The sequence below is a fragment of the Actinotignum saccati genome (assembly GCF_051265055.1).
Lineage (GTDB): Bacteria > Actinomycetota > Actinomycetes > Actinomycetales > Actinomycetaceae > Actinotignum.
Genome location: NZ_JBOZCC010000002.1, coordinates 274,633 through 298,638, shown reverse-complemented (window position 1 = coordinate 298,638; position 24,006 = coordinate 274,633). Strand labels below are relative to the sequence as shown.

Annotated in this window: 10 protein-coding genes; 8 read left to right on the top strand and 2 right to left on the bottom strand. The window is 64.7% G+C overall.

Annotated elements, in window-relative coordinates:
- Positions 1–60 precede the first annotated feature (60 nt).
- Complete coding sequence (locus tag ACRQEC_RS02760; RefSeq protein ID WP_435733975.1) at positions 61–9,144, top strand: fatty acid synthase subunit beta domain-containing protein; 9,084 nt, start codon at positions 61–63, stop codon at positions 9,142–9,144.
- A 185-nt stretch (positions 9,145–9,329) separates the two neighbouring features.
- Complete coding sequence (locus ACRQEC_RS02755; protein ID WP_284889156.1) at positions 9,330–10,433, top strand: DNA glycosylase AlkZ-like family protein; 1,104 nt, start codon at positions 9,330–9,332, stop codon at positions 10,431–10,433.
- Positions 10,434–10,582: 149 nt separating this feature from the next.
- Here the strand turns inward: ACRQEC_RS02755 and ACRQEC_RS02750 are convergent, their stop codons facing one another.
- Positions 10,583–12,358: a zinc ribbon domain-containing protein gene (locus ACRQEC_RS02750; protein WP_284889155.1), complete on the bottom strand. Its 1,776-nt coding sequence runs from the start codon at positions 12,356–12,358 to the stop codon at positions 10,583–10,585.
- Positions 12,359–12,593: 235 nt separating this feature from the next.
- Here ACRQEC_RS02750 and ACRQEC_RS02745 point away from each other — a divergent pair, with 235 nt between their 5' ends.
- Genes ACRQEC_RS02745 through ACRQEC_RS02725 form a run of 5 tightly spaced genes read left to right on the top strand, consistent with a single transcriptional unit; the run spans position 12,594 to position 21,588 of the window.
- A complete protein-coding gene (locus ACRQEC_RS02745; RefSeq protein ID WP_435729885.1) occupies positions 12,594–13,538 on the top strand; it encodes a variant leucine-rich repeat-containing protein in 945 nt (314 codons plus the stop codon).
- 18 nt (positions 13,539–13,556) lie between these two features.
- On the top strand, positions 13,557–15,068 hold the full coding sequence (locus ACRQEC_RS02740; RefSeq protein WP_284889153.1) for a DUF2397 domain-containing protein: 1,512 nt from the start codon (positions 13,557–13,559) through the stop codon (positions 15,066–15,068).
- Complete coding sequence (locus tag ACRQEC_RS02735; RefSeq protein WP_284889152.1) at positions 15,065–16,204, top strand: DUF2398 family protein; 1,140 nt, start codon at positions 15,065–15,067, stop codon at positions 16,202–16,204. Before ACRQEC_RS02740 ends, ACRQEC_RS02735 begins: the two co-directional genes overlap by 4 nt.
- Positions 16,205–16,219: 15 nt before the next feature.
- Positions 16,220–20,428, top strand: coding sequence for a TIGR02680 family protein (locus tag ACRQEC_RS02730; protein WP_284889150.1), 4,209 nt, complete (start codon positions 16,220–16,222; stop codon positions 20,426–20,428).
- On the top strand, positions 20,425–21,588 hold the full coding sequence (locus tag ACRQEC_RS02725) for a DUF2399 domain-containing protein (RefSeq protein ID WP_284889149.1): 1,164 nt from the start codon (positions 20,425–20,427) through the stop codon (positions 21,586–21,588). Before ACRQEC_RS02730 ends, ACRQEC_RS02725 begins: the two co-directional genes overlap by 4 nt.
- A gap of 113 nt (positions 21,589–21,701) precedes the next feature.
- Here the strand turns inward: ACRQEC_RS02725 and ACRQEC_RS02720 are convergent, their stop codons facing one another.
- Complete coding sequence (locus ACRQEC_RS02720; protein WP_284889148.1) at positions 21,702–23,135, bottom strand: purine-cytosine permease family protein; 1,434 nt, start codon at positions 23,133–23,135, stop codon at positions 21,702–21,704.
- A gap of 190 nt (positions 23,136–23,325) precedes the next feature.
- Between ACRQEC_RS02720 and ACRQEC_RS02715 the strand changes: the two genes are divergently transcribed.
- Positions 23,326–23,847: a holo-ACP synthase gene (locus ACRQEC_RS02715; RefSeq protein WP_284889146.1), complete on the top strand. Its 522-nt coding sequence runs from the start codon at positions 23,326–23,328 to the stop codon at positions 23,845–23,847.
- Positions 23,848–24,006 lie beyond the last annotated feature (159 nt).

Below are 24,006 nucleotides of genomic sequence, written 5' to 3'. Positions count from 1 at the left end.
CTTTCCATTTTTCTCAAGAATTGCCTCGCGGGATCTCCCGCATCTAGCAGAAAGAACACTATGACCAGCGTGTATGAATCCCTGACGGCCACCCCGCCGGCTTCCCCGTGGATCCTCCAATTCGCCGGCCAGGGCACCCCCTGGCGCGCCGAACTGGATGAGCTGCTCACCTCCGCGCGGTTGCGCGCGGACCTGACCGAGGTGGACGCGGCGGCCGAGGAAATCCTCGCCCCGGTGCTCCCCGAACTCACCGTGATTTCCGCCGGGCGCCTCGACCTGCTCGGGCTGCGCGGCCCGGCCAGCGCCGGGCGTGCTCCCCACACTTCGGTTCCCGGTATCCTGCTCAGCCAGTACGGGGCCTACCGTGACCTGGCGGTGCGCCCCACCGCTACCATCGGGCACTCCCAGGGGGTACTGGCCGCCGCCATGGTGGAATCCAGCGAACCGGCCAGTATTTTCGCCCTCGCCCGCCTCATCGGGGCGGCCGCCTCCAAGGTCAGCGGCGAACTTGGGATTACCGCGAGCAAGGACGCCAGCCCCATGCTCTCGGTGCGGGGCGTGGGTGCCCCGCTGCTGCGCCGCCTGGCCGCCAAGGTCCCGGATGCGGATGTTGCCATTATTAACTCGCGGGAAGCCTGCGTGGTCTCCGGGCGTCCGGCCGCCCTCACCGCGCTGGTGGCCCTCATCGAACGCGAAGCCGAACGGGAAGCGCGCGCCCGCGCCGATAAACTCACCGGCGGGGAAGCCCTCCACCCGGTGTGTGAATTCCTCAACGTGGGAGCGCCCTTCCATTCCCCGCTCCTCGAACCGGCCGTGGCCCTCGTGGATTCCTGGGCGGCTCGCTGCTCCCTCAACGTGGAACGCAGCGATGAACTGGCCCGCGCCGTGCTCACCGCCAGCCTGGACTGGACCGCGGAATTCGCCGCCGCCCTGGACGAAGCCGGGCAGGGCGGCACCCCGGCCGGTTTCGTGGTGGACCTGGGCCCGGGCCCGAACCTCAAGACCATCGCCCTGGAAAACCTGGCCGGCACCGGGGTGAGCTACGTGGATGCCTCCACCGCTGCCGCCCGCGATGACCTGGTGACCGGGGTGGCGCGCGTGACCCGCACCCGCGACTGGTCCGAATACGCCCCGCAGTTGCGCCAGATCAAGGGCCACACCTACCTGGATACCGCCTTCTCGCGGCTGACCGGGCGCAGCCCGATTATGCTCGGCGGAATGACCCCGACCACCGTGGACGGGGAAATCGTGGCGGCCGCCGCCAACGCCGGCTACTGGACCGAACTCGCCGGGGGCGGGCAGGTCTCCGAAGAAGTCCTCGCGGAGAACCTCTCCACCCTGCGCGAGCACCTGGAACCGGGCCGGGTGGCTCAGTTCAACACCATGTTCCTGGACCGCTACCTCTGGGATCTCCAATTTGGCTCGCGCCGGCTGGTTTCCCGCCAGCGCGCCGCCGGGGCACCCCTGGACGGCGTGGTCATTAGCGCCGGCATTCCCGAAAAGGACGAAGCCCTCGAACTTATCGCGCGCCTGCGTGCCGAAGGTTTCCCCTATATTGCTTTCAAGCCCGGCACCGTGGCCCAGATCCGCCAGCTGGTGGAGATCGCCAAGGCCTGCCCGGGTGCCCCGCTTATCGCTCAGGTGGAAGACGGCCACGCCGGTGGGCACCACTCCTGGGAGAACCTGGAAGATCTGCTCATCGCGACCTACGGCCAGATGCGTGAGGCCGGCCTCATTATTACCGTGGGTGGCGGCTTGGGCATTCCCGAGCGGGCGTCGTCGTTCCTCACCGGAACGTGGGCCGAGGCTTACGGTATGCGACCCATGCCCGTGGACGGTGTGTTCATCGGAACCGCGGCCATGGCCGCGAAGGAAGCGAAAACGAATCCCGACGTCAAGCAGCTGCTCGTCGATACGCCCGGTGTGAGCCCGGACGATAACGGCGGTTGGGTGGCGGCCGGCTCCACCCGCGGTGGTATTTGTTCCACCCAGTCCTCCCTGCACGCCGATATTTACAATGTGGAAAACGCGGCCGCCCGCGCTGCCCGCCTCCTCGTGGAAGTGGACGGGGATGCCGAAGCCATCGCCGCGCGCCGCGAGGAAATCATCACCGCGATCAACGCCACCGCGAAGCCCTACTTCGGGGATATCGCGCAGATGACCTACGCCCAGGCGCTGCGCCGCTACGTGGAACTGACCGTGCCCTGGGCCGACGAACCCACCCAAACCCGCTTCTGGGAAATGCTCCAGCGTTTCGAAGCGCGCCTGTGCGAAGCGGAAAGCGGGGATGTTCCCACGCTCTTCCCGACCCGGGCCGATGCCGCCGCCGATCCGCAGGCAGCACTTCAGCGCTTCCTCGCCGCCTACCCGAGCGCGGAAGAACACACCGTGCTCGCCCAGGACGAAGCCTGGTTCGTGGCCCTGGCCTCCAAGTACCCCAAGCCGGTGCCCTTCGTGCCGGTCATCAACGAGCAGGTGCTGCGCTTCTGGGGCTCGGATTCCCTGTGGCAATCCCACAATCCGCGCTACACCGCGGACCAGGTCCGTATTATTCCCGGACCCACCTCGGTTGCCGCCATCACCAAGGTCGATGAACCCATCGCCGATATCCTGGGCCGCTACGAAGAAGACGCTGTGGCCCGGGTGAGCGCGGGCGGGGCGCAGGCCCAGCCGGCCTTCTCCCGCGCGGCACGCGACCGCGAAACCTTCCTGCGGGAAACCCCCTTCATCGTGTGGCACGGCCACCTGGCCACTAACCCGGCCCACCTCATTCCGGAGGCGGAAATCCGCGATACCCCGGAGGGTCTGGAAATCTTCGTGCCCCTCGATACCCTCTGGGATGGCACTCAGGCGCACCAGCACGTGGTGCGGCATATGCGCATCCCGCTGCTGCTACCCGAATCGGTAGCCACCGGCGGGCTGCCCGTGGTGGATGATGCCCGCCTGGAAGCGGCTATGCGCGAAGTGCTCGCCGCGATGTCCGGGGTGGGAACCACCACCCTGGGCGGCACCCCCATCACGAAGCAACCCGAGATGATCGACGGCGTTGCCACCCTCACCTTCGCGGTCTCCCCGGAGATCAACACCCTGCACGCGGGTATTACCGCGCCGGCCGGGCGCACCCCGGCGGCCGTGCCCTCCGCGCTGCTCGGTTCGTGCTGGCCCACCATCTACTCCGCGATGGGTTCGGGCGAAGCCGATGGCTACCCGATTATTGAAGGGCTGCTCTCCGGCGTGCATCTTGATCACCTGGAAAAGGTGAATGTGCCGGTGGAGGAGATCCTGGAAGCCGGGCAGCTCACCGCGCGTTCCTGGGTCGCTTCCGTGGCCGAATCTTCGGCCGGCCGGGTGCTGACCATCCGCACGAATGTGTCGCGCGAGGATGACACCGTGGTCCTGGAATTCCAGGAACGCTTCGCCATGCGCGGGCGCGCCACCACCACGGAACTGCCTTCTGAGCCGGCCGCCCGCGGGGGAGTGGATGCCGATATTATCGACACCCCCCGTTCGGTGCTGCGCAAGGTCACCGTGCAGGCCCCCACCGATATGACGGCTTTCGCCATTGTTTCCGGTGATTTCAACCCGATTCATGTATCCCGCAACGCCGCGCTGGTGGCGGGAATGGATGCCCCGCTGGTGCACGGCATGTGGCTGTGCGCCGCCGCCCAGCACGCGGTGGCCGATCCGGTGGCCGGGCGCGCCCCCATGCATATCACCGGGTGGACCTACCGCATGTTCGGCATGGTCAACCTCGGCGACGCGGTGGATATTACCGTGGAGCGCGTGGGCCGGGTGCGCGGGGGCGGGCTCGCCCTCGACGTGACCGCCCGCTGCGGGGATACCGTGGTCTCCCAGGCCTCCTGCACCGTGAGCGCCCCGCGTACCGCCTACGTTTACCCGGGTCAGGGCATCCAGGCCCGCGGCATGACCCTCGATGACCGGGCCGCTTCGGCTGCCGTGCGCGAGGTGTGGGAACGCGCCGACCGCCATACCCGTTCCGCCCTCGGTTTCTCCATCCTCGCGGTGGTGCGCGATAACCCGGTGGAGCTGCGGGTGCGCGATGAGATCTTCCGCCACCCGGACGGGGTCCTCAACCTCACCCAATTCACCCAGGTGGCGCTCGCGACCGTGGCCTTCGCCCAGACCTCGCGCCTGCGTGAACAGGGTTCACTGGTAAGCGGTGCTTACTTCGCCGGGCATTCCCTGGGTGAATACAATGCGCTCTCCGCCTACTCGCAGGTCTTCAGCCTCGAGGACGTGCTGGAAATCGTGTACCGGCGCGGTACCACCATGCACCACCTGGTGGAACGCGATGAGCAGGGCCGTTCGAATTACCGTATGGGCGCCTTGCGTCCCAACCAATTTGGGGTGGGCGACGACGCCGTGCGCGACTACGTCGCGCAGGTGGCTGCCGCTTCCGGGGAATTCCTCGAGATCGTCAATTACAACCTGGCCGGCGCCCAGTACGCGGTGGCCGGAACCGTGGCGGGCCTGGAAGCCCTGGAAAAGGACGCTAATGAGCGGGCCCGGCAGGCCGGGGGCAAGCGCCCCTTCATGCTGGTTCCCGGTATCGACGTGCCCTTCCATTCCAGCGTGCTGCGCACCGGCGTAGCTGAATTTGGCGATACCCTGCGTGCTATCGTTCCCGCGGATATTAAGCTCGAGATTCTCGAAGGGCGCTACCTGCCGAACCTGGTGGCCCGTCCCTTCGAGCTCACCGAAGAATTCTGCGATGCTATTCTTGAGGTGGTTCCCTCCCAGGTTGTGCATGAGATCCGCGCTGATCTGGCCGCGCGTCTGGAGCGCGACCGGGTGGGGACCGCTCGCGAAATCCTGATCGAGCTGCTGGCCTGGCAATTTGCCTCCCCGGTGCGCTGGATTGAAACCCAGGATTACCTCATTGAGGCCGGGGTGGAAGATATCGTGGAAATCGGCCTGGCGGCTTCGCCGACGCTGGCGAATATGGCCACCCGCACCCTCGCGCTGCCCAAGCACGCCCAGCGCCACGTGAGCGTGTACAACGTGCAACGCGATGCCAAGCGGGTCCTGCACGAGGATGTTGCCAGCGCCCCGGTGGCCGAGGATGGATTCTCGGACGGCGCGGCGGCGCCGGCCGGCGTGAATGGCGCTGCGGCGAACGGCGCGGATGGCGCCGCGGCTCCGGCACCCGAAACCGCTGCTGCCGCTCCGGAAGCCGCTGCTGCTCCCGCACCGGATGCGGCTGCTGCTGGCGCCGCTGCAGCGGCCCCGGCCGCGGCAGCAAGCCCGGCTCCCGCCGCGGCTCCGGCTGGCGATGGCCAACCGGCCGCGGATCTGCCCTTCCGAGCCGGGGACGCCCTGCGCGTCCTGCTGGCCTGGTCCACGAAGATCCGCCTGGACCAGATGGGCGATGCCGATTCGGTCGAAACCCTCACCAACGGGGTTTCCTCCAAGCGCAACCAGATCCTCATGGATATGACCGCCGAATTCGACCTGGCCTCCATGGACGGCGCCGCGGAAGCGCCGCTGGCCACCCTGGTCTCCCAGGTGGATCAGGCTGCCCACTCCTATAAGCCCTTCGGCAGCGTGCTGCGCGAAGCCATCGCGGACCGCTTGCGTTCGCTCACCGGTGCGGCCGGCGCGAAGCCGGCCCGGGTGGCCCAGCGCGTGCAGGATACCTGGCAGCTCGGCGAAGGCTGGGTGGCCCACGTGACCGCCACTATCCTCCTGGGCACCCGCGAAGGTAAGTCGGTGCGCGGTGACGAATTGGCCACCCTCCCGCTGGCTCCCACCTCGGCCGCCCAGCTCGATGAGCTCATCGACGCGGCGGTGCGGGCGGTGGGCGCGGCCCACGGCATCAACGTTGCGCTCCCGAGTACCGGGAGCGGGGCGGGCGGCGTCGTCGATTCCGCTGCCCTCGACGCGTATGCCGAACGTATGGACGCGATCCTGGCCGGAACCGCGCGCGATCTGCTCGCGCGCCTCGGCCACAATGAGCGCCCGGAAGCGCCCGCAACCGCTGATGACCTGGCCCTGCGCGAAGCGATGAGCGCGGAACTGGGCAGCGGTTGGGAAGATTTCGTGACCCCGCGTTTCGATCCGGCCCAGGCCGTGCGCCTGTGCGACCGCTGGGCTACCGCCCGCGAGGACGTGGCCAAGATCGCCTTCGGGCGCGAAGTGAGCGCCAATTTCACCGGCGTTGGGGAAGAAGTGGCCCGCCAGGCCGAATGGCAGGCGGCACGCAATCCCAAGCTGGCGGCGCGCTTGACGAAGATCGCCCGCGCTGCCCGTGATACCACCCCGGGGATCTACGCCGGGAAGGTCGCGGTGGTGACCGGTATGGCAGAGAACTCCATCGCGGGTGCGGTGGTGGCCGGGTTGCTGGCCGGCGGGGCAACCGTCGTCGCCACTTCCTCGCGTATCTCCACCACGCGCCTGAACTTCGCCAAGAAGCTCTACCGCGAGAACGCCATCAACGGTGCCGAACTGTGGCTCATTCCCGCCAACCTCGCTTCCTTCCGCGACGTCGACGCGATCACCGCGTGGATCGGTGCCGAACAGCGCGAAACGGTGGGTGCCACCTCGAAGCTCGTCAAGCCGGCCCTCATTCCTGACCTCCTGGTGCCCTTCGCGGCGCCGCGGGTGAGCGGCTACCTCAGTGATGCCGGCCCCGAAGCGGAAAACCAGGCCCGCGTGCTGCTGTGGAGCGTGGAACGCCTTATCGGCACCCTCGCGAGCCTGGGCACCGATGCCGCTATCGACCATCGCATGCACGTGATTCTGCCGGGCTCCCCGAACCGGGGCTCCTTCGGCGGGGACGGCGCCTACGGCGAAGTCAAGGCCGCGCTGGATGCCGTGGTCAATAAGTGGCGCGTGGAGCCGTGGGGCCAGCGCACCACCATCGCGCACGCGAAGATCGGGTGGGTGCGCGGCACCGGCCTTATGGGCGGGAACGATCCGCTGGTGGAAGCCGTGGAAGCCAAGGGTGTGCATACCTGGTCCACGGCGGAAGCCGGGCGCGAACTGCTCACTCTCTTCACCCCCGAATCGGTGGCGACTGCCCGCACCGCGCCGGTCATCCACGATATGACCGGTGGGTTGGGCGATATTAACCTGCCCGAACTGGCCGCGAGTATCACGCCGGCCGCCCCCGCGCCGGCCGCGGAGGCCGCGCCGAGCGTGCGGGCCCTGCCCAGCCCGGTGAGCATCCACCAGCCGACCATGGATCTGGGTGCTTTCGGAAGCGGCAGCGCCAAGCCCGAGGACCTCGTGGTGATCGTGGGCCTGGGCGAAACCGGCCCGTGGGGCAGCTCGCGTACCCGGTGGGAAGCCGAACTGGGGATTCAAAGCGACGGCGATGTGGACCTCACCCCGGCCGGGGTGCTGGAGCTGGCCTGGATGATGGGCCTGCTCACCTGGTTCGACACCCCGAAGCCGGGCTGGTACACCCCCGAGGGCGAGCTGGTTCCCGAAGAGGATATTTTCGAACGCTACCGCGACGAAGTTGTGGCACGTTCGGGTATCCGCGCCTTCGTGGATGACGGGCCGCTGGCCGATATCGGGACCACCGATATCGCCCCGGTCTACCTGGAGAAGGACGTGACCTTCACGGTGGGCAGCGAAGCGGAAGCCCGCGCCCACGCCGAAGCGGATCCGAGCTTCACCAGCTTCTTCGAGGAAGACGGCGAATGGCGGGTGACCCGCAAGGCTGGGGCACTGACCTACATGCCGCGCCGTACCACCCTCACCCGCCGCGTGGGCGGGCAGTTCCCCACCGATTTCGATCCGGCCAAGTGGGGGATTCCGGCATCGCTGGTGGAGAGCGCGGACCGGATGGCTATTTACAACCTCATGACGGCGGTGGATGCCTTCCTCTCGGCCGGGTTCTCCCCGGCGGAGCTGCTCGAATACGTGCATCCGGTGGATGTGTCCTCCACGCAGGGCACCGGCTTCGGCGGGATGACCTCCATGCGCCGCCTGTACGTGGATCGCTTCCTGGGTAAGGATTACCCGCAGGATATCCTCCAGGAAACCCTGCCGAACGTGATCGCCGCGCATACCATGCAGGCGTATGTGGGCGGGTACGGTTCCATGATTCACCCCATCGGCGCCTGCGCGACCGCGGCGGTGTCCGTGGAAGAGGGCGTGGATAAGATCGCCACGGGCAAGGCCCAGTTCGTGGTCTCCGGCGCGATTGATGACGTGCAGGTGGAGTCCCTCATCGGTTTCGGTGATATGAATGCGACGGCGGATTCTGCCGCCATGGCGAAGAAGGGCATCAACCCGCGCTTCTTCTCCCGGGCTGGCGATCTGCGCCGCGGTGGCTTCGTGGAAGCCTGCGGTGGCGGCACGGTGCTGCTGGCCCGCGGGGATGTGGCCGCCCAGATGGGGCTGCCCGTCTACGGGGTGGTGGCCTATATTCGCTCCTTCGCGGACGGTATCCAGACCTCGATTCCGGCACCGGGCCTGGGAGCGCTGGCTGCCGGCATGGGCGGAGAGAACTCCGTGCTGGCCACGAACCTGCGCAATCTGGGTGTGAGTGTGGACGACGTCGCCGTGCTTTCCAAGCACGACACCTCCACCAATGCGAATGATCCGAACGAAGCGGAACTTCACGACCGCCTCTTCACGGCGCTGGGCCGCAGCGCGGGTAACCCGCTCTACGTGGTTTCCCAGAAGACCCTGACCGGGCATTCCAAGGGCGGGGCGGCGCTCTTCCAGATGGCTGGCATCACCCAGATGTTCGCCACCGGGAAGATCCCGGGGAATAAGGCCCTGGACTGCTCCGATCCGGCTTTCGAGGAGCGCAGCTACCTGGTGTGGCCACGCGAGGTCCTCGAGGTGGGGGATATTAAGGCGGCTGTGTTGACCTCGCTCGGCTTCGGGCATGTTTCCGCGCTCATGATGCTCGTGCATCCGGCGGCTTTCGAAGCGGCTATCGCGCGCACCAACGGCGCGAAGGCAGCCCAGCTGTGGCGGGAGAGCGCTGATATGCGCCTGCTGGAAGGTGCACGCCACCTGGTTGCCGGAATGGTTGGCCACGCGCCGCTCTACACCGAAACTTCGGTGGACGAGCGCTTCGCCGGGGACCGCCACGAAGGCGAAGCAGCGCTGCTTCTCGATCCGCGCTACCGCCTGGTGAACGGAAAGTACCAGCTGCGCTAAGCATGGCCCTAAGCACGGTACGAAGCACGGTACCAAGCACGGTGCCGGCGGTGCGTCGCTACGGCGGCGCACGCTAGCCCGGCTGGAAGTCCAGCAAGCGGGGCGGGGTGGTTCATGACGAACCACCCCGCCCCGTTTTATGCACGTGCTTGCTTCCGGGCGGCCGCGGATGTTTCAATACCGTGATGGTGAATCCTGATAGTGAACCGCGGTATCGCATTGATATTGCAACTGCGCGGAAAATTGCGGTGACGGCGCAGGGGCTCGCCCCGGAGGCTCGCAGCGCGGGTGCCTCCGTCGCCGATGTTTTCCAGCGCCTCGGCTGCGTTCAAATTGATTCACTGCAGGCCGTGCGCAGATCCCAAGAATTGGTTCTGCTCGCCCGCGGAGTGGATAAAGATAGCTTGCCGCTGCTGCACGAGAGTTCCACTGGCCTCTTCGAAACCTGGGGCCACGCGCATTCACTTATGCCCAGGTCAATATGGCCCTTGCTCCATTGGCGTCGTCGCCGCATTAAACAATACGGGTTATCCGGTCCTCAGGTTGATCAGGGTGTAGCGCGGGCCGTGCTGGAACGCATACGCGAGAACGGCCCCACGGCGCATTCGCAGCTCGGGTGCGCGGTGGGGCAGGGCTGGGAGCGCAGCAGCCCCGTCAAAACGGCGTGTGAATGGTTGTTGAGCATCGGCGACCTCGCGGTGATCAGCAGGGACGAGAAGTGGCAAAGAATTTACTGCACCCCCGAGCAAGCGGGTTTGCCGAGTTCGGAGCTTCTCGATGAGGACACGAGCTTGAACAAGACCGTTGCGCTAGCCCTGCGCGCCCTCGGGATCGCGCGCTTTGACGATGTGGTGGATTATTTCAGGTTTCCGAAAAGTGCGAATATTCGCGAGCGCTGTTGCGCGAACGGGTATGTACCGGTTGAGGTGCGCGGGCTGGCCGGAACGTGGCTTGCTGATGAGGCGCTCGTGGAGGAACTGCATAATGCCAGTTGGGAGACGGGCAGCATCACGCTGCTCTCTCCCTTCGATTCGCTTATTTGGACGCGCTCGCGCCAGCGTGAACTCTTCGGGAAAGACTATCGGCTCGAAGCATATAAGCCCGCGCATAAACGGGAGTTCGGGTATTTCGGGATGCCGATTCTGTGCGATGAGCGGATTATCGGGCGCGTGGCGGCGCGGGTAAAAGATGGGCACGTAGCAATAGAAAACCTCGAGGTGGATGAGGGCTTCTCACCCGAGGGTATTCGAAGCGAGATAACGAGTCTCCTGGAATCGTGGGTGAACTGAGGAAAAGCCCGACTGCTGTACCGGAAAACTAGGTGACAACTGCAAACTGGGTAGAAAAAGGGGACGGGGAAGTTCATGACGAACCACCCCGCCCCGGTTGCTGTCTAGCAGTACGTAGTCACATCAGCGCTCTGTGACTGCAGCCGCTTTTACCAGCCGTAATTATCCTTGGAGAAATCCACCGTGATCGCCCCGTCCTTCACTTCGAAGCGCAGGGTGCGGTTCACCCAGATATTGACCGGCCACTCCGATTCCTTCCAGGGATCCTTCTCGCTGTAGCGCTGCTTGTAATTAATAATGGCCTTGCCCTTGACCTTGGCGGTGCCCACGTAGGCGCCATTCTCGTAGCTCACTTTCGTGGCATCCACCTCGACCTTGGGTTCTTCCTTCCACGAGCGCCGAATCTCCGTCACCGCCTGGAAAACAGGATCGCTCATATTCAATTCGGGGCAGTCTTTCACCTCGAAGGTGTCGGCGGGCATGCACGCCTCATACCGCGCATTCACCTGCTTCTGGATTTCCGCGGCCACTTCCGGTGTGAAGCTCGGTTCAATGACGGCCGGGGAGCTCAAGTCAAGAACCGGAACGGTTACGCTCTCCGCCTCCCCGAAACTCACGTACGTGTTTCCACCCTGGGCACCCACCGTGTAGGTACCCGGGAAAGCGGGCAGCGAATAGTACCCGCTGGCACGCTCGCTCTTGTCGGCCGGGTCCACCGTGGTGGAAAGATCGACGTCGACCCCATTGACGCTGAGCTGCGGCGTTGCGGAACGTAGCACCAAGGTCCCCAGCGGCGCATCAGTGACCTGCCATTCGGAGAAGAACAGGAATTTCTTGCCGCGCTCACTGAGAGTGAGATCAACCGGATATTTCTTCATATCGATGGTGAATTCGGCGCTCACGCGCACGGTATCTTTCCCGCCCGGCTGCGATTGCTTAAAGGCAGAAATGACCTCAAAATCGGTGGGCCGATTCGTGGCCTTGCTGTAAATCTCGTCGCTGAGGAACAGGCGTTCCCCGGAGCGCACATTCGGGTCGTACACCTCGAGCGCGGCGCTGGCCTTCCCGTCCACAATCGCGGAGAGATACGCCTCGGCCGTTTTCTCCGGTGCGAACTTACTGGCCGTCACCTTAAAACCAATAACTCCCGCCACGACGAGCACCAGCAAAACCACCAGGCTAATCCACAATTTCTTATGGGATTTCTTCTCCCGCGGAAGCGACGGGGCCGGGGCAGCGGCGTACATTCCGCCCGGCATTCCGGGGCCGGCGGCCGGGCTCGGCGCGGTGCCGTACCCGCCCGGAGGTGCGTAGCCCTGCGGCGGGGCGCCGTAACCGGGCTGCGGCGCATAACCGGGAGCGGGCGGATAACCCGGGGCCGGTACCGCATCCGGGGCAGCCCCGGCACTGGCCGCACTCGGAATCTCCTCGAGCATCCGCGGAAGCGCGGTACGGGTGGGCGCGCCCGCATCAACATCGGCCGTGATCCACGCTTCCGGCTCACTTGGGGATAGGGGCGACGGCGCCGCTGGCGTGGGCGAATCCGCCGCGGGGATCTCCGCGGAGAGCGTGGCTTCCGGATCGGGCTGCGGGGTAGCTTCTTCGGTATGGTGCTCGTCGGGCTGACCGACCTCGGAGCAGTTGCCCTCAGAGAAATCGGCTTCGGACTGCTCATCTGCAGCATGCGCGGGGGCCGGCGGTGTGGAAGCCGGCGGTGCGGGAGGCGGGGGAGGAACCGGGACCGCGAGCGGATGCGCCGGAGTAGCCTCAGGCTGTGCTACAGGTGCCTCCTCGACGGGCGGAATCGTCCGGGTCAGCTCCGCTTCCTCGGGGCTCGGCGCGGAAGGCGTTGGCGCGGAGGGTGGCGGAGGCGGAGGTGGCGGCACCGGCGTGGACGGTGGGAAGTGGTCAGGTCCGTTAGTCATAAGAGGTCCTTCCTCACAGATAGAGTACGGTGACGTGGAAGGTGGAACTCGCGTGATGAGCCCCGCCGTCGTACCTGTAGAGTTTTTCATAAACTCCACGTATCTAGGGTAACTGGGATAGTGTTGCTACAGGAGAAAACTCCGTATATTAACCGTAGAAAGTATTGGTAGCTACACGGGGTTTTCGTCCGCGTTTTTGCGGTACGGAAATTCTATGGGAGAAAGTGGAACCGCTATGATGTACGATCCGCGCACAATGACCCTCGAAAACTTAGGCGACCCGCAGATTACCGCGCGGGATCTTGCCGATATTGCGGCCCAGCGCCCCGACCTATGGGATGCTATCGCGGTTCATCCGCAGTGCTACCCGGCACTGGTGTCCTGGATTCGCGAGCGCCAGGCCGAAGCTCAAGGGCAGCAGGCCCCGCAGTTTGCGCAGGTCCAGCAACCGGAAGCGCAACCGGTAGCGCAGCCGGAAGAACAGCCCGCCGCGCACGCGCAACAGGCCCCGCAACCGCTCACTGCCGAGCAGTGGCAGGCCCGCTTCCAGCTGGATAACGGCCGCGAACCCACCTTGCGGGAATACCAGGAGGCCGTCGCCCAGGGTGCGGTGGCCGGGCCAGGCATTCCGGATAATTCCGTAGGGGATATGAAAGAAGGCCTCAAGCAATTCGCCACGGGGGCGAAGGACTTTGTGAGTAACCGGGTGGCTCCGGCGGTCGCCCAGCAGGCCGGCGCGATGCGCCAAAGCTTCGCGGCTGCCTCCGCGGGACGTGCTTCCAAGTGGTATGTGATTATTCCGGCGGTGCTCATCGGCGCCCAGGTGCTCGCGATGCTCTCCGTTTTCCTGCCTCTGGTTTCGAGCTTCGGATTCTCCGTTAGCCTCATGACCGCCGATTCGGAAATCGGCTGGATGGTGCTGCTCTGCTACCTCATCGCGGCTGTTTTCTCCACGCTCGCGCTGGTTATCAAGAAGAAGTGGACCATGGCCACCGCCGGCGGGGTGGGCTTACTCTTCGGACTCCTGTGGTTGATCGGAATCATGAACGCTCTGTCCAAACTTCCTGACATCTCCGGATTCGCCAACCTTGGATCTGGTTTCATTCTCCTTATGCTCGCCACCATCGTGAATATTGCCTTCTCCATCTGGGCTATCGTAGTGGTGGTCAAAAAGAACTAAATGACAAGGAGTGCTGGGATGACTCAGCCGGACACGCCCACCGGGGATATTCCCGCGTGGGCGGGCCTCGATCTGCCTGCCGCGCTCAAAGCCGCCAGCTTCCTCACCAGCGAGCTGGCGCGGCAGTACCGGCTGATCGTCAAGGTGCTGTACGAACAACGCGAATTCACCCTCACCGGGGTGAGCCATCACGATTTATTCGAGCTAGTGCGCGGCTACCTTCCAACCGAAGGAGCCGAGCGCTTCCTCGAAGAATTCAATTTTGATGCGCGCATGGCGAGCCTGGTCGAGTGGGGCACCTGTACCGCCTGGCAGGACGATGCCGAAACCGAAGAAGATTTTCTTCGCAATAGGTACCGCTACCAACTCACCGAAGCCGGCTCGAAATTCCACGAAGCCGCGCTCGCGATAGAAAACGACCTGGGCACCCAATCCACGGCATCGCTGCTGGCCCCGGCCATCCTCGCCAAGCTCTTGGAAGAAACACTCGAGCAGGTCCAGCACGCGGAATACCCGGAAGCCAGCCAGTCATTCGCGCAGGTGGAAAGCACGCTTTCCGATATGCGGGAGACCGCTTCGCAATGGCAATCGCGGCTCGCCTCCGCGCTCGGTGGGGAACCCACCCGTGACAAAATCGTGACAACCCTCGAAACGATCCTGGCCTATTCGGAAGTGTGGGGCTCCGGGGTAGATGCGTGCAGTGAAAGCATCTCCCGGCTCGTTGCCCAGCTCCAGGCCACCGATATGTCCGTGTGGAAAGCCATGGCAATTCCGCGCCACGGCTCGAAAGCCGCGGAAGAAACTCTGCTCGCCACCGCCCGGCAGCTGCGGCGCGTGCTGGACGTGCTCGATAACTGGTTTACCGGACCAGCTTCCCAAGCCAAGCGGCTGCGCCGCCAGATTAGAGACGCCGTCGCCCCAACCATCCAGGGTCACCGCGCCCTCCTGGCCGTGAGCGGCACGATATCCAGAAAAGCGGATCTCCTGCGTCTAGCCGAGCGCCTCGAACAGGCTCCCGATGAGGAAACGGTCTGGGATATATGGTGTGCGACGACGGGTTTGTACTCCGCCAGGCACGTCACCGATACCGTTCCGGATATCTCTGCCGGGCATCAAGAGTCCGCCTGGGAAACACCGCCGGTTCCCATTAGCCGCAAGTTGCGGGTGCGCGGGCCGCGCGCGGTACGGGGCCGGCCGGCGCAAATGATCAACCGCCAAGATAATATCCGCAAGGCAAAACTCTTGGCTGCCCAGCGCAACCTCGATATAGCCGACGCCGCGGAAGCCCTGGCCAAGAAATCCGGGAGCGCATTGAGCGAATGGGGCACCTTGAACCGCACCCAGGCCGATCTGCTTCTCGACTTGATCTCCGGGGCGCGCCGGCATAAAAAGGACACCCGCGTGCACGAATCCCGCACCAAAGACGGCAAATGGTGCCTGCGATTCACCCGGACGGAAGGCTCGGCCGTCATCGAAACGGAAGCCGGGCGTTTGGTCCTCGCCAATGGAATTGTGGAGTTCACTCGATGAGCGTCACGATGTTTAGCTCGGATCGAGCCGAAAAACAGCTGGCCTTCATCGGGCTGCTGTGTTCTCCCGTGGTGGCACCGTGGACGAATCCGGAACTGACCGAATTGGTGCGCCGCCATCTTAAAGACCTGGAGATGTGGTGCGAGCGGCTGGGTTACCGGATCGGGCACGTGGGTGAATGCTACCGGCTGCGCCGCACCCCGCTGGACGGGAAAAACTCCGTGCCGGTGGGCGCCCATCCGGATCGCGGCCAGCTGCTGCTGCGCCTCTACGCGGCGGCCAGCCTGGAAGACCAGCAGGGGGACTCCATCACCCTGCAAGAACTCTCCGACCAGGTCCGCAATTCCTCCGCGAGCCGCAACGGCTGGCCCTACGATCCCGATACCTTCGCGCATCGAAGAAGATTCATCGCCGCGGTGCAATGGCTGTGCGACCAAGGGGTACTCAGCCGGCTCACCGATGAAATCCGGCTCGATACCTGGGCCCGGGAAGGCTCCGGTTTCGGGGCCGGCTACCGCATCCACCGCGATTGCCTCATGATGCTCATTAACGTCGACGATGTGGATCTGGGATTATCCCCGGTAGAAGAAACAGATACCCGGCGCAAAGTGATTATGCGTGCCCTCATCGAACAGCAGGCTCTCTACCCCGAACAGCTCACCGACGAGGAACGCGCCTACCTGTACGGCCCACAACGTGGCCGAATCGCGGCGCTCGTGGAAGAAATGACCGGGGGCATCGTGGAAATACGGAGCGACGTCGCCCTCCTTTCCCTTCCGCAAGATCGCAACTTCCCGGGCGCCGTCCATGTGCTGTTCCCGAGCAGCACCGCGCTCGATTGGGCCTGCCTGGCTTTTATTGACCGCCTGGCTCCCGGCGCGGAAGGTAGTTGGCGGCGGGTATCGCGCGCAGATATTGAGCGGGTGGCCGCGGATATTCACGCCACCTTCGGGGCGAAGCTCACCAAAGAGCTCCAGGAATCGCCGCGGGTCCTGGCGGAGAAAGCCGAAGAACGGCTGCGCGAGACCGGCCTGCTGGAAGCGGGGCCCGAAGGCTGGAGCTTGAGCCCGCTCGCGGCGCGCTACCGGGGAGCTGATTTGGAAGAAGACGCCGTCGTCGACGAAAGTTTGTTTTAGGAGGAGCAAGGAGCCATGGAGGCGAATGAACTGAAAGCCTGGCGCGAAGCCTGGCAAAACGGCGGCTTCCCCATGCCCCGCCTGGACCGCTGGCAGGTGCTGCGCGCCGGAGTGGTCAACCTGTGGGAATTCGAAGCCGTCGAATACTGGTTCGCGGACGGCTGGGCCCAGCTTTTCGGAGCCAATGAAACCGGAAAATCCACCCTCATGGCCCTCACCACGCTCATCCCGCTGCTCGGCGATACCTCCCCGGATAAAATCGACACCCTGGGGCGGTCCGGGAAACAATTCGGCTACTACGTGCGGCCCACCCACGAAGGCTCCGACCGGCGCACCAGCGACCTCTCCTTCTACCACGGCTGGCTCTGGGTGGAATACGGCCGGGTTGTTGACGGGCAGCCCCATTTCTTCACGACCCTGCTCTATACCTACTGGCGGGAGGGCAATACCCGGTTCCACGCCAGGTGGTGTACCTGCGAGGACAGCCGGGTGCGCGGGGATCTCGCGATCTTTTCCGGGCGAACCGTGAACGCCGCGAAAGAAATAACCGCCCCCGGCTGGCAGGTGCACGATAATGCCACCTCCTACCGGAAAACCGTGGCGCGCAAACTCTTCAGCTGCGATTGGGAGAAACTGGAAGCAATCGGGCGGATCCTCAAGGTCACCCGCACCCCGAAACTCGGGGCGCAGTTGGAATCCAAATTCGTGACCGATAAGCTGCGCGAGGCGCTGCCGGCCCTGGAAACCACCGAGATAACCAAACTGGCGCAGGGCTGGGATGCCCTCGACGGCATCCGTAAAGACCTCGATACCACCAAAAAGGCCCTCGGCGATGTTAAGGATTTCATTAAGACTCACTGGTGGCCGTGGACCAAAGCGGTGCTGCGCATCGCCGCGGACGAAGCCGCGCAATCGCGCTCCGAACTCGATAAGGTCACCCGGAACGAAAACGATTCCCGCGCGAAATTAGCGGAGAACCGGGAACGCAAAGAGGCCCTCGATAGCGCGCTGGAAGAGGTGCGTGCCCAGCTGGATCAGGCCAGAACTCAGCATGAGACCCTGCGCAATTCGGCCGCCTACCGCGATGCGGAAAGCCGCGCGGCGCAGGTGCGTTCCCTGCGGGAACTGGTGCGGGTTGACACTGCCCAGCACGAGCGCGATAGCGCGGATGTGGAGCGCTGCCGCCAGCGTGAAGGACACGATTCTGGCGAGGTGAATGAGCGCACCGCGAACCTGGATCAGGCCCAGCGCCGCGTGGTGGATGCGAAAGACACCGCCGTAAGCACCTTCCGCGCGGCCGGTTATACCGGCGAAACATCCGTCGATATCGTGTGGTTGCGCCAATGGCACGACGAGCGCGAAGGGGAGCTGCGGCAGGCACGCACCTTGCTCAAGGTTGTTGAGCAGGCCACGCAGCAGGCGGTGCTGCTGGAAAATACCGCGGGCGATGCCCTGGCTCGCGCGGAAAAAAGCAAGCGCAGCGCCGAAGAATCCTGGAATCGGGTCGAAGAAGAATACCAGCGGCTTTCCAGCAGCGTGACGGAGTGGGCGAGTAGCGTTGATGCGGATGGCGCCGGCGCGAAGCTCAGCGAGGCGCAGAACTCCGAAGCGAAGCAAGCCGGAGCGAAGCTCACCGAGGCGTGGCTGAGCCAGCTCCCCACCAGCTACCCCTGCCCGGCCGGCACCCTCACGGAAGCGATCCGCCGCGACTGGTACCAGCCCCGTAAAAACGAGATTCAGGCCCGCACCGAGCGTGAACTCGGGGAGATTCGCCGGCTACGCGACCAGGTCACGCAGATCGACACCGAGGTGGCCGCGCTGGAATCCACCGGCGTCCAGGCCCCACTCGCCCCGCAACTGTGGCGCCGGCGTTCGCGCCACGGCGCGCCCGGCGCCGCCCTGTGGCAGCTCCTCAACCCGCGCGCGGGCATCGCGCCCGCCGACCTCGCCCATATTGAAGCGGCACTTGCCGCCGCCGGTCTCCTCGACGCCTGGGTTGCGGAAAACGGTATATACGACGACGCCGACACGTTCCTCGCGCCCCTCCCGGCCAGCACCGCTAGCCGGACGCTGGCCGATGCCCTGGAAACTGGCGAATCTGCCGGCGTGCTGGGCCGGCAGGCGGATAATCTGCTGGCGGGAGTGGCTTTGGTGCCGGCGGGCGCGGCGATGCCCGCGCAGGGCCTGGCCATCAGCGTGGACGGGCGCTGGCAGGCGGCCGGCCTGGCCGGTACCGCGCTGCCGGTCCGCGAGGTAGCCGAATGGTTGGGTGAAGAAGCCCGGGCCGCGCAGCGCCGGCGGCGGCTAGCCGAATTGGCCACCCAAAAAGACCAGCTGCTGGCAGATATCGCATCGCATACCGGCCAGGTCGAAGAACTGGAGCGGCGCGGCGCTGAGCTCGATGCCCAGTACGCGCAGGCCCCCAGTGATATGACGCTGCGAAACTTGCTGACCGCCTGGAATAAGGACGATGAGCGCGCCCGGGCCGATGAGGCCGAGGCCGCGGCGAAACAGAAGGAAGCGGAAGAAGCCCGCACCCGCTGCGATAACCACCAGGCCGAGCTCGCGCAGTACGCCGCGGAGCATGCCGTGCCCAAAGACCGGGACGGCCTGGATAATTTACGCGAGCATTTACAGCGGGGGTTGCGCCACCTGGATGCGTGGCGCCAAGCACTCCTCGCCGAAGAATCCGCCCGCGGCGAGCTGGAGAAAGCACAGCGGCGCCTGGAGGAGGCCCGCGCGAACCTGGAGCAGGCCCGCCAGCGCCTGGCGGAAACCGCGCGGTCCTTGGCCGCCCACAGTGAAGAATTGCGGGTTCTTGAAGAAACCGCGAACCAGAGTGACGTGGCTATTCTGGAGCAGGTTGAGGAATGCGCGGCCCGAATCACCCGGCTGGAAGCCGAACGCGAGCAAGCTCAGAAACAGCATTCTGAGGCCCTCGTCAACCTGGAGCGCGCCAGTAATGAATTGGAGCGTGTGACCGAGGAACGCGAGCGCGCCCTCGCGAATCGCGATACCTGCTACGCTGCCTTCCGCGAGCTTATCGATGCCGGCCTGGCGCGCAGAATCCAGCTGGAGCTACCCGAAAGTGAGTCTTCGGCGATTACGAATGTGCGCGAGCAGGTGGCGACAGTCCGCCGCGAAGTCACGGTGCGGGGCTGGAAAGACAGCCCCGAGCAGCGCGCCGATAACTACGCCACCCGCGATAAGCTGCGGCGCAAAGCCGAGGATGCCATCCGGGACCTGCGCGCCAAACTTGAAGACGGCGGCAGAACCGTGACGGCTCGGGTGGACCGCCCGCTCCTCGAGATTGATATCCGCATCGATTCCAACGGCCAGAGCGTGAGCATTGACGAGTCGATCGTGCGCCTGGGCAAAGCCGTGGACGATATCGCCACCACCTACGGCATGCGCGAACGCGAAACCCTCGATGAGCTCCTCGGTTCGACCTTCCTGGAGTACTTGCGCGAGCAGATTGGTGAGGCGGAGGAGATCGTGGCGGGTATTAACACGGTGCTCGCCAAGCACCCCACCGGCACCGATAAAACCACCCTGCGCGTGAAACTCCAGCCCGGCGCGAATGCTGATCTGCTCAACGCGGTCACCGGCTCCACGCTCTTCAAAAAAGAGGTCCAGGATCAGGTGCGTGCCGCCCTCAAAAACAAGATCGACGAGGCCAAACGCAGCGCCCAGGACCAGGCCCTCAACGACTGGACCGACGAATTGGCGCGGCGCCTCGACTACCGCACCTGGTATGAGATTAACCTGGAACGCCGCTTCGATAAGGGCAATTGGGGGCCGCTGACCACGCGTTCCTACTCGGAGCTTTCCGGCGGGGCCCGCGCCGTGATGCTCATGGCGCCGCTTATCAGCACCCTGGCCGCGCTCTACCTGAAAACGGAAAATTCGCCGCGCCCGATCTGGTTCGATGAGGCTTTCGACGGCCTGGACGACACCAATAAGGGCGTCATGATGAGTATGCTCCGCGACTTCGACCTGGACGTGCTGCTCGTTGGCCCCGGCCGCCTCGTCAATATTAAGGAAGTCCCGGCCGCCGCCATCTACCAGGTGGTCCGGGCGCCCGCGCCCCTCGAAGGCGCGGACGTCACCCTCGAATTGTGGGCGGGTAATACTTTGGAGTCCATTGAATTGCCGTGTTCTTGGGTCGACGACGCCGGCCCATCTCCCGCGGGAGAACCGGAAGCTGAGGGGATGCTGTTGTGATTCCCGCTCATATCCTGGAGTGGGCGAATCTGCCCGGGCCGCGCAAGTTACTCGGCCAGGCGCGGGAGAAAATCGAGAAAGGCAAGTTGGCGGAACGTTCGCAGCTGGGCAAGGGCCTCACGGATGCGGAACGTATCCAGGTGGAGCGGCTCACCCCGGCCGGGTGGGCTCGCGGGCATAAGCCACTCCAGGCGCGGCAGCTGCGGGCGAGCCTGCGTGATAACGGGGCGGATCTTGAGGAGCTGCTGGTCTACCTGGGTGGCCCGCTGCGTGATATCACCGCGGAAAAAGAGGCCGCCCGGGAGCACGTGGCGCTGGATCGCGCGGCCGGTACCCGGATTTTGCAGGGGCTCGGGATAGCGCAGGAGAGCGTAATTCTCTCCATTCTGGGCCGCGCCCCGTCCTGGCGGGAGCGCGCTGAGGAGATCGCCGCGGTTATCCACGAACTGCCGCGGTTCGAAGGCCAGTTGCTGTCCGTGCTGGCTGCCGGCCTGTTTTCCGACGCTCACGCCCTGGACCGCTCCCGGCCGCTCGGGCAGGCCGTAGCGCGCACCGCCGCCGCGCTCGGAGCGGAGCCCTACCTCGATCCGCTGGCCGACGCCGCCGCGTGGCATCAGGCCTGGGCCGGGGTCGGGATCACCTGCGACGGGGTCTCCTCCCAAGTGCTGGTTCTTAATCTGCCCCTGGTGGGGGAGGCGCCCGCGGCGCGCCTAGCTGCCGTGCAGGGTGAACCCGTATGGCTGACCCTGCGCAGCCTAGGCTCGGGGTCTGGCGCGGGAACAGGACCAAGTTCGGACTCGGGGCTTGGCGTGGGAGCAGGGCCGGGCCAGGGTTCCGGGCTGCGCCTGCGCCCGGGTATTTCCGATGTGTACGTATGCGAGAATCCTTCGATCATTGAAACTGCCGCGGACCGCTTCGGGCCGGCCAGCCGGCCCCTCATCTGCACCTACGGTAACCTCAGCCAGGCCGCGGTCCAGCTCCTCACTCAGCTATCCGCATGTGCCAGGCTGCATGTCCGGGCCGACGGCGATGCAGCCGGCTGGGGCTTCGTGCGAAAAATGCTCGAACTTCCCCACACCACCACCTGGCGCATGCCGGAAGGCGAAAGCCGATACGAAGAAGAACTCATCGAGGAGCTCATGAGCGATCTGGCTCTTTAAGCAGCCCAACAGGATGCGCCCTGGGGAGGGGGGATCTGTTTTCAGAGCTGTACTGCGCTTGTCGTACGTGCGAAGTACATCCCGGAAAAACACACCCTCCTCGCCGGCACTCGCTAGCGCATATCCGCTTCCTGGCGGCGCACCCGCGCCCCACACAGCCCGTAGTAGGCCACGAAGCCGATAATGAGAGCCAGGATCACGCCGATATTGCCCGAGCCGAGCGGCCCGTCCACCCCGCCGATGAGGGGGAGGAGGTAGCCCTGCCAATCATTGAAGGGGGCATCGGAGAAGCCGTTGACCACCAAACCCCAACCGATCACGCAGCACACCGCCAGGATGGCCAGCGAGGTCATGTTGTACTTGCCGTAGCGGCCGGTGGGGGAGAAGAGCGCGTCGTCGTCGTAATCACGCTTACGCAACGTAATATCCGCCATCATGATACCGGTCCACGCGGCAAGCGGTACCCCCAAAGTGACCAGGAAGGACTGGAAGGGGCCGATAAAGGTGGGCGAGAAGAAGGTGACGTACACGGTTCCCACGGTGAGAATGACGCCGTCGATGAGGGAGGCGAGCGGGCGCGGAATCCGAATCCCCAGGGTCAGGAGGGTGAGCCCCGAAGAATAAATACCGTTAATCGCGCCGGAGAGTAGCGAAAGAATCGCGGTGAGGAGGAAGGGGAGGAGGAACCAGGTGGGGAGGATAGTGGCCAGCGCCCCGACCGGGTCGGCGCCGATGGCTTCGGAGAGCGCGTCGTCCGAACCGGCCAGCATCAGCCCGAAACTAATGAGGACCACCGGGCCGAGGGAACCACCCAGGGTATTCCAGAAAATAATATGGCTGCCGCGCGCCTGCCGGCTCTGGTAGCGCGACCAATCCGCCGCGATATTCACCCAGCCCAGGCCCATACCGGTGAGCACCATAACGAAAGCGCCGAGCATGGCCGCAACAGAGCCGGAAGAGTGAGAGAAAAGCGCGGAGGCGTCGAGATGTGGGAAAACTAAAATAATATAGATAATGGTGGTGATGCCGGTGATCCAGGTGAGAACCGCCTGCATTTTCATAATAATGTGATACCCGGCCACGGCGCCCAGCACGATGAGGGTGGCAACAATGGCCGCCGCCACCACTTTGACCGTGGTGGAATCTTCCCCGGCCCAGCCCAGCCGCGCCAGCACCGTATTAGTGGCTAGAACTGCGGTAATGGCGAGCGAGGTTTCCCAGCCAATGGAGGTCAGCCAGGAAATAATGCCCGGAACTTTCGCGCCGCTGACCCCGAAAGCCGCGCGCGACATGACCATCGTGGGCACCGAGCCGCGTTTGCCGCCCAGCGCGATCACCCCGCAAATAGCGAAGGACAGAATCACGGCGATCACCGTAATGATCAGCGCCTGCGGGAAAGAAATACCAAATCCAAGCACCCACGCCCCGTAACTCATCCCGAAAACGGAGATATTCGAGGCGAACCACGGCAGGAACAGATGCCGGGGTTTCGCGGTGCGCTCACTATCGTCGACTATTTCGATACCGGTTGTCTCTATCGATGCCATAGGGACTATTTTTCTCCAGCTCAGCGGCGAATGGTAGAGGAAAAGCAAAATTCGGGAAGAGCAGACAGCGAGCGGCGGCCTCGTCTACCATAAAAGGGAAAAGCCACACGGGAGCGAAAGTCATAGGAACGACGGCGCCACTTTGGCTCTGAGCTGGCTAAACGGATACGTCACCGGGAAGGAGCACGCCGTGATCGCGGGAATTGGAACCGATACCGTGGCCATTGATGCCTTCGCCCAGCAGCTGGATTTACCCGGCTCCCGCTTCCGCAATGTTTTTACCGCGCGGGAAATGCGCTACGCGATCCGCCGGGCCCAGCGCCATACCCGCACCGAGGCCGCCGGGGCCTTCGCCACCCCGGCCGCGGAAGAAGCCGGATTTGAGACCGTTATCCCGGCCGCGGAGCTCGCCCCGCATCTGGCGGCGCGCTGGGCGGCCAAAGAAGCTTTTATTAAGGCGTGGTCGGCGGCCCTGTACGGCTCCCAACCGGTGCTGCCCGAGGGGCATTGGGACGCTATTGAGATCACCAATGACCGCTGGGGGCGCCCCGCGATTATCCTCGGGGCACCCATAGCGGGGGCGGTCCATAAAACCCTCGGGAGCGTGAATATTCATGTGTCGATGAGTCATGATGGCAACGTGGCCAGCGCCGTCGTTCTTATTGAATACCAGAACAATAGCGAGGTGCGGCGGGCCGCACGCGCGCACTAAAACCGCAGCTACACCCGGTCCTAAACCGCGCTACACCCCGAAGAAGCCGCCGCTACACCCCGAACCGGCCGGAAATAGACCCGCGGCTCGCTGTGTGAGAAGCAATAGCGCGGCGGTGGCAGCGTACACTACCGTGTGCCGGTACGAACGAAGCACTGA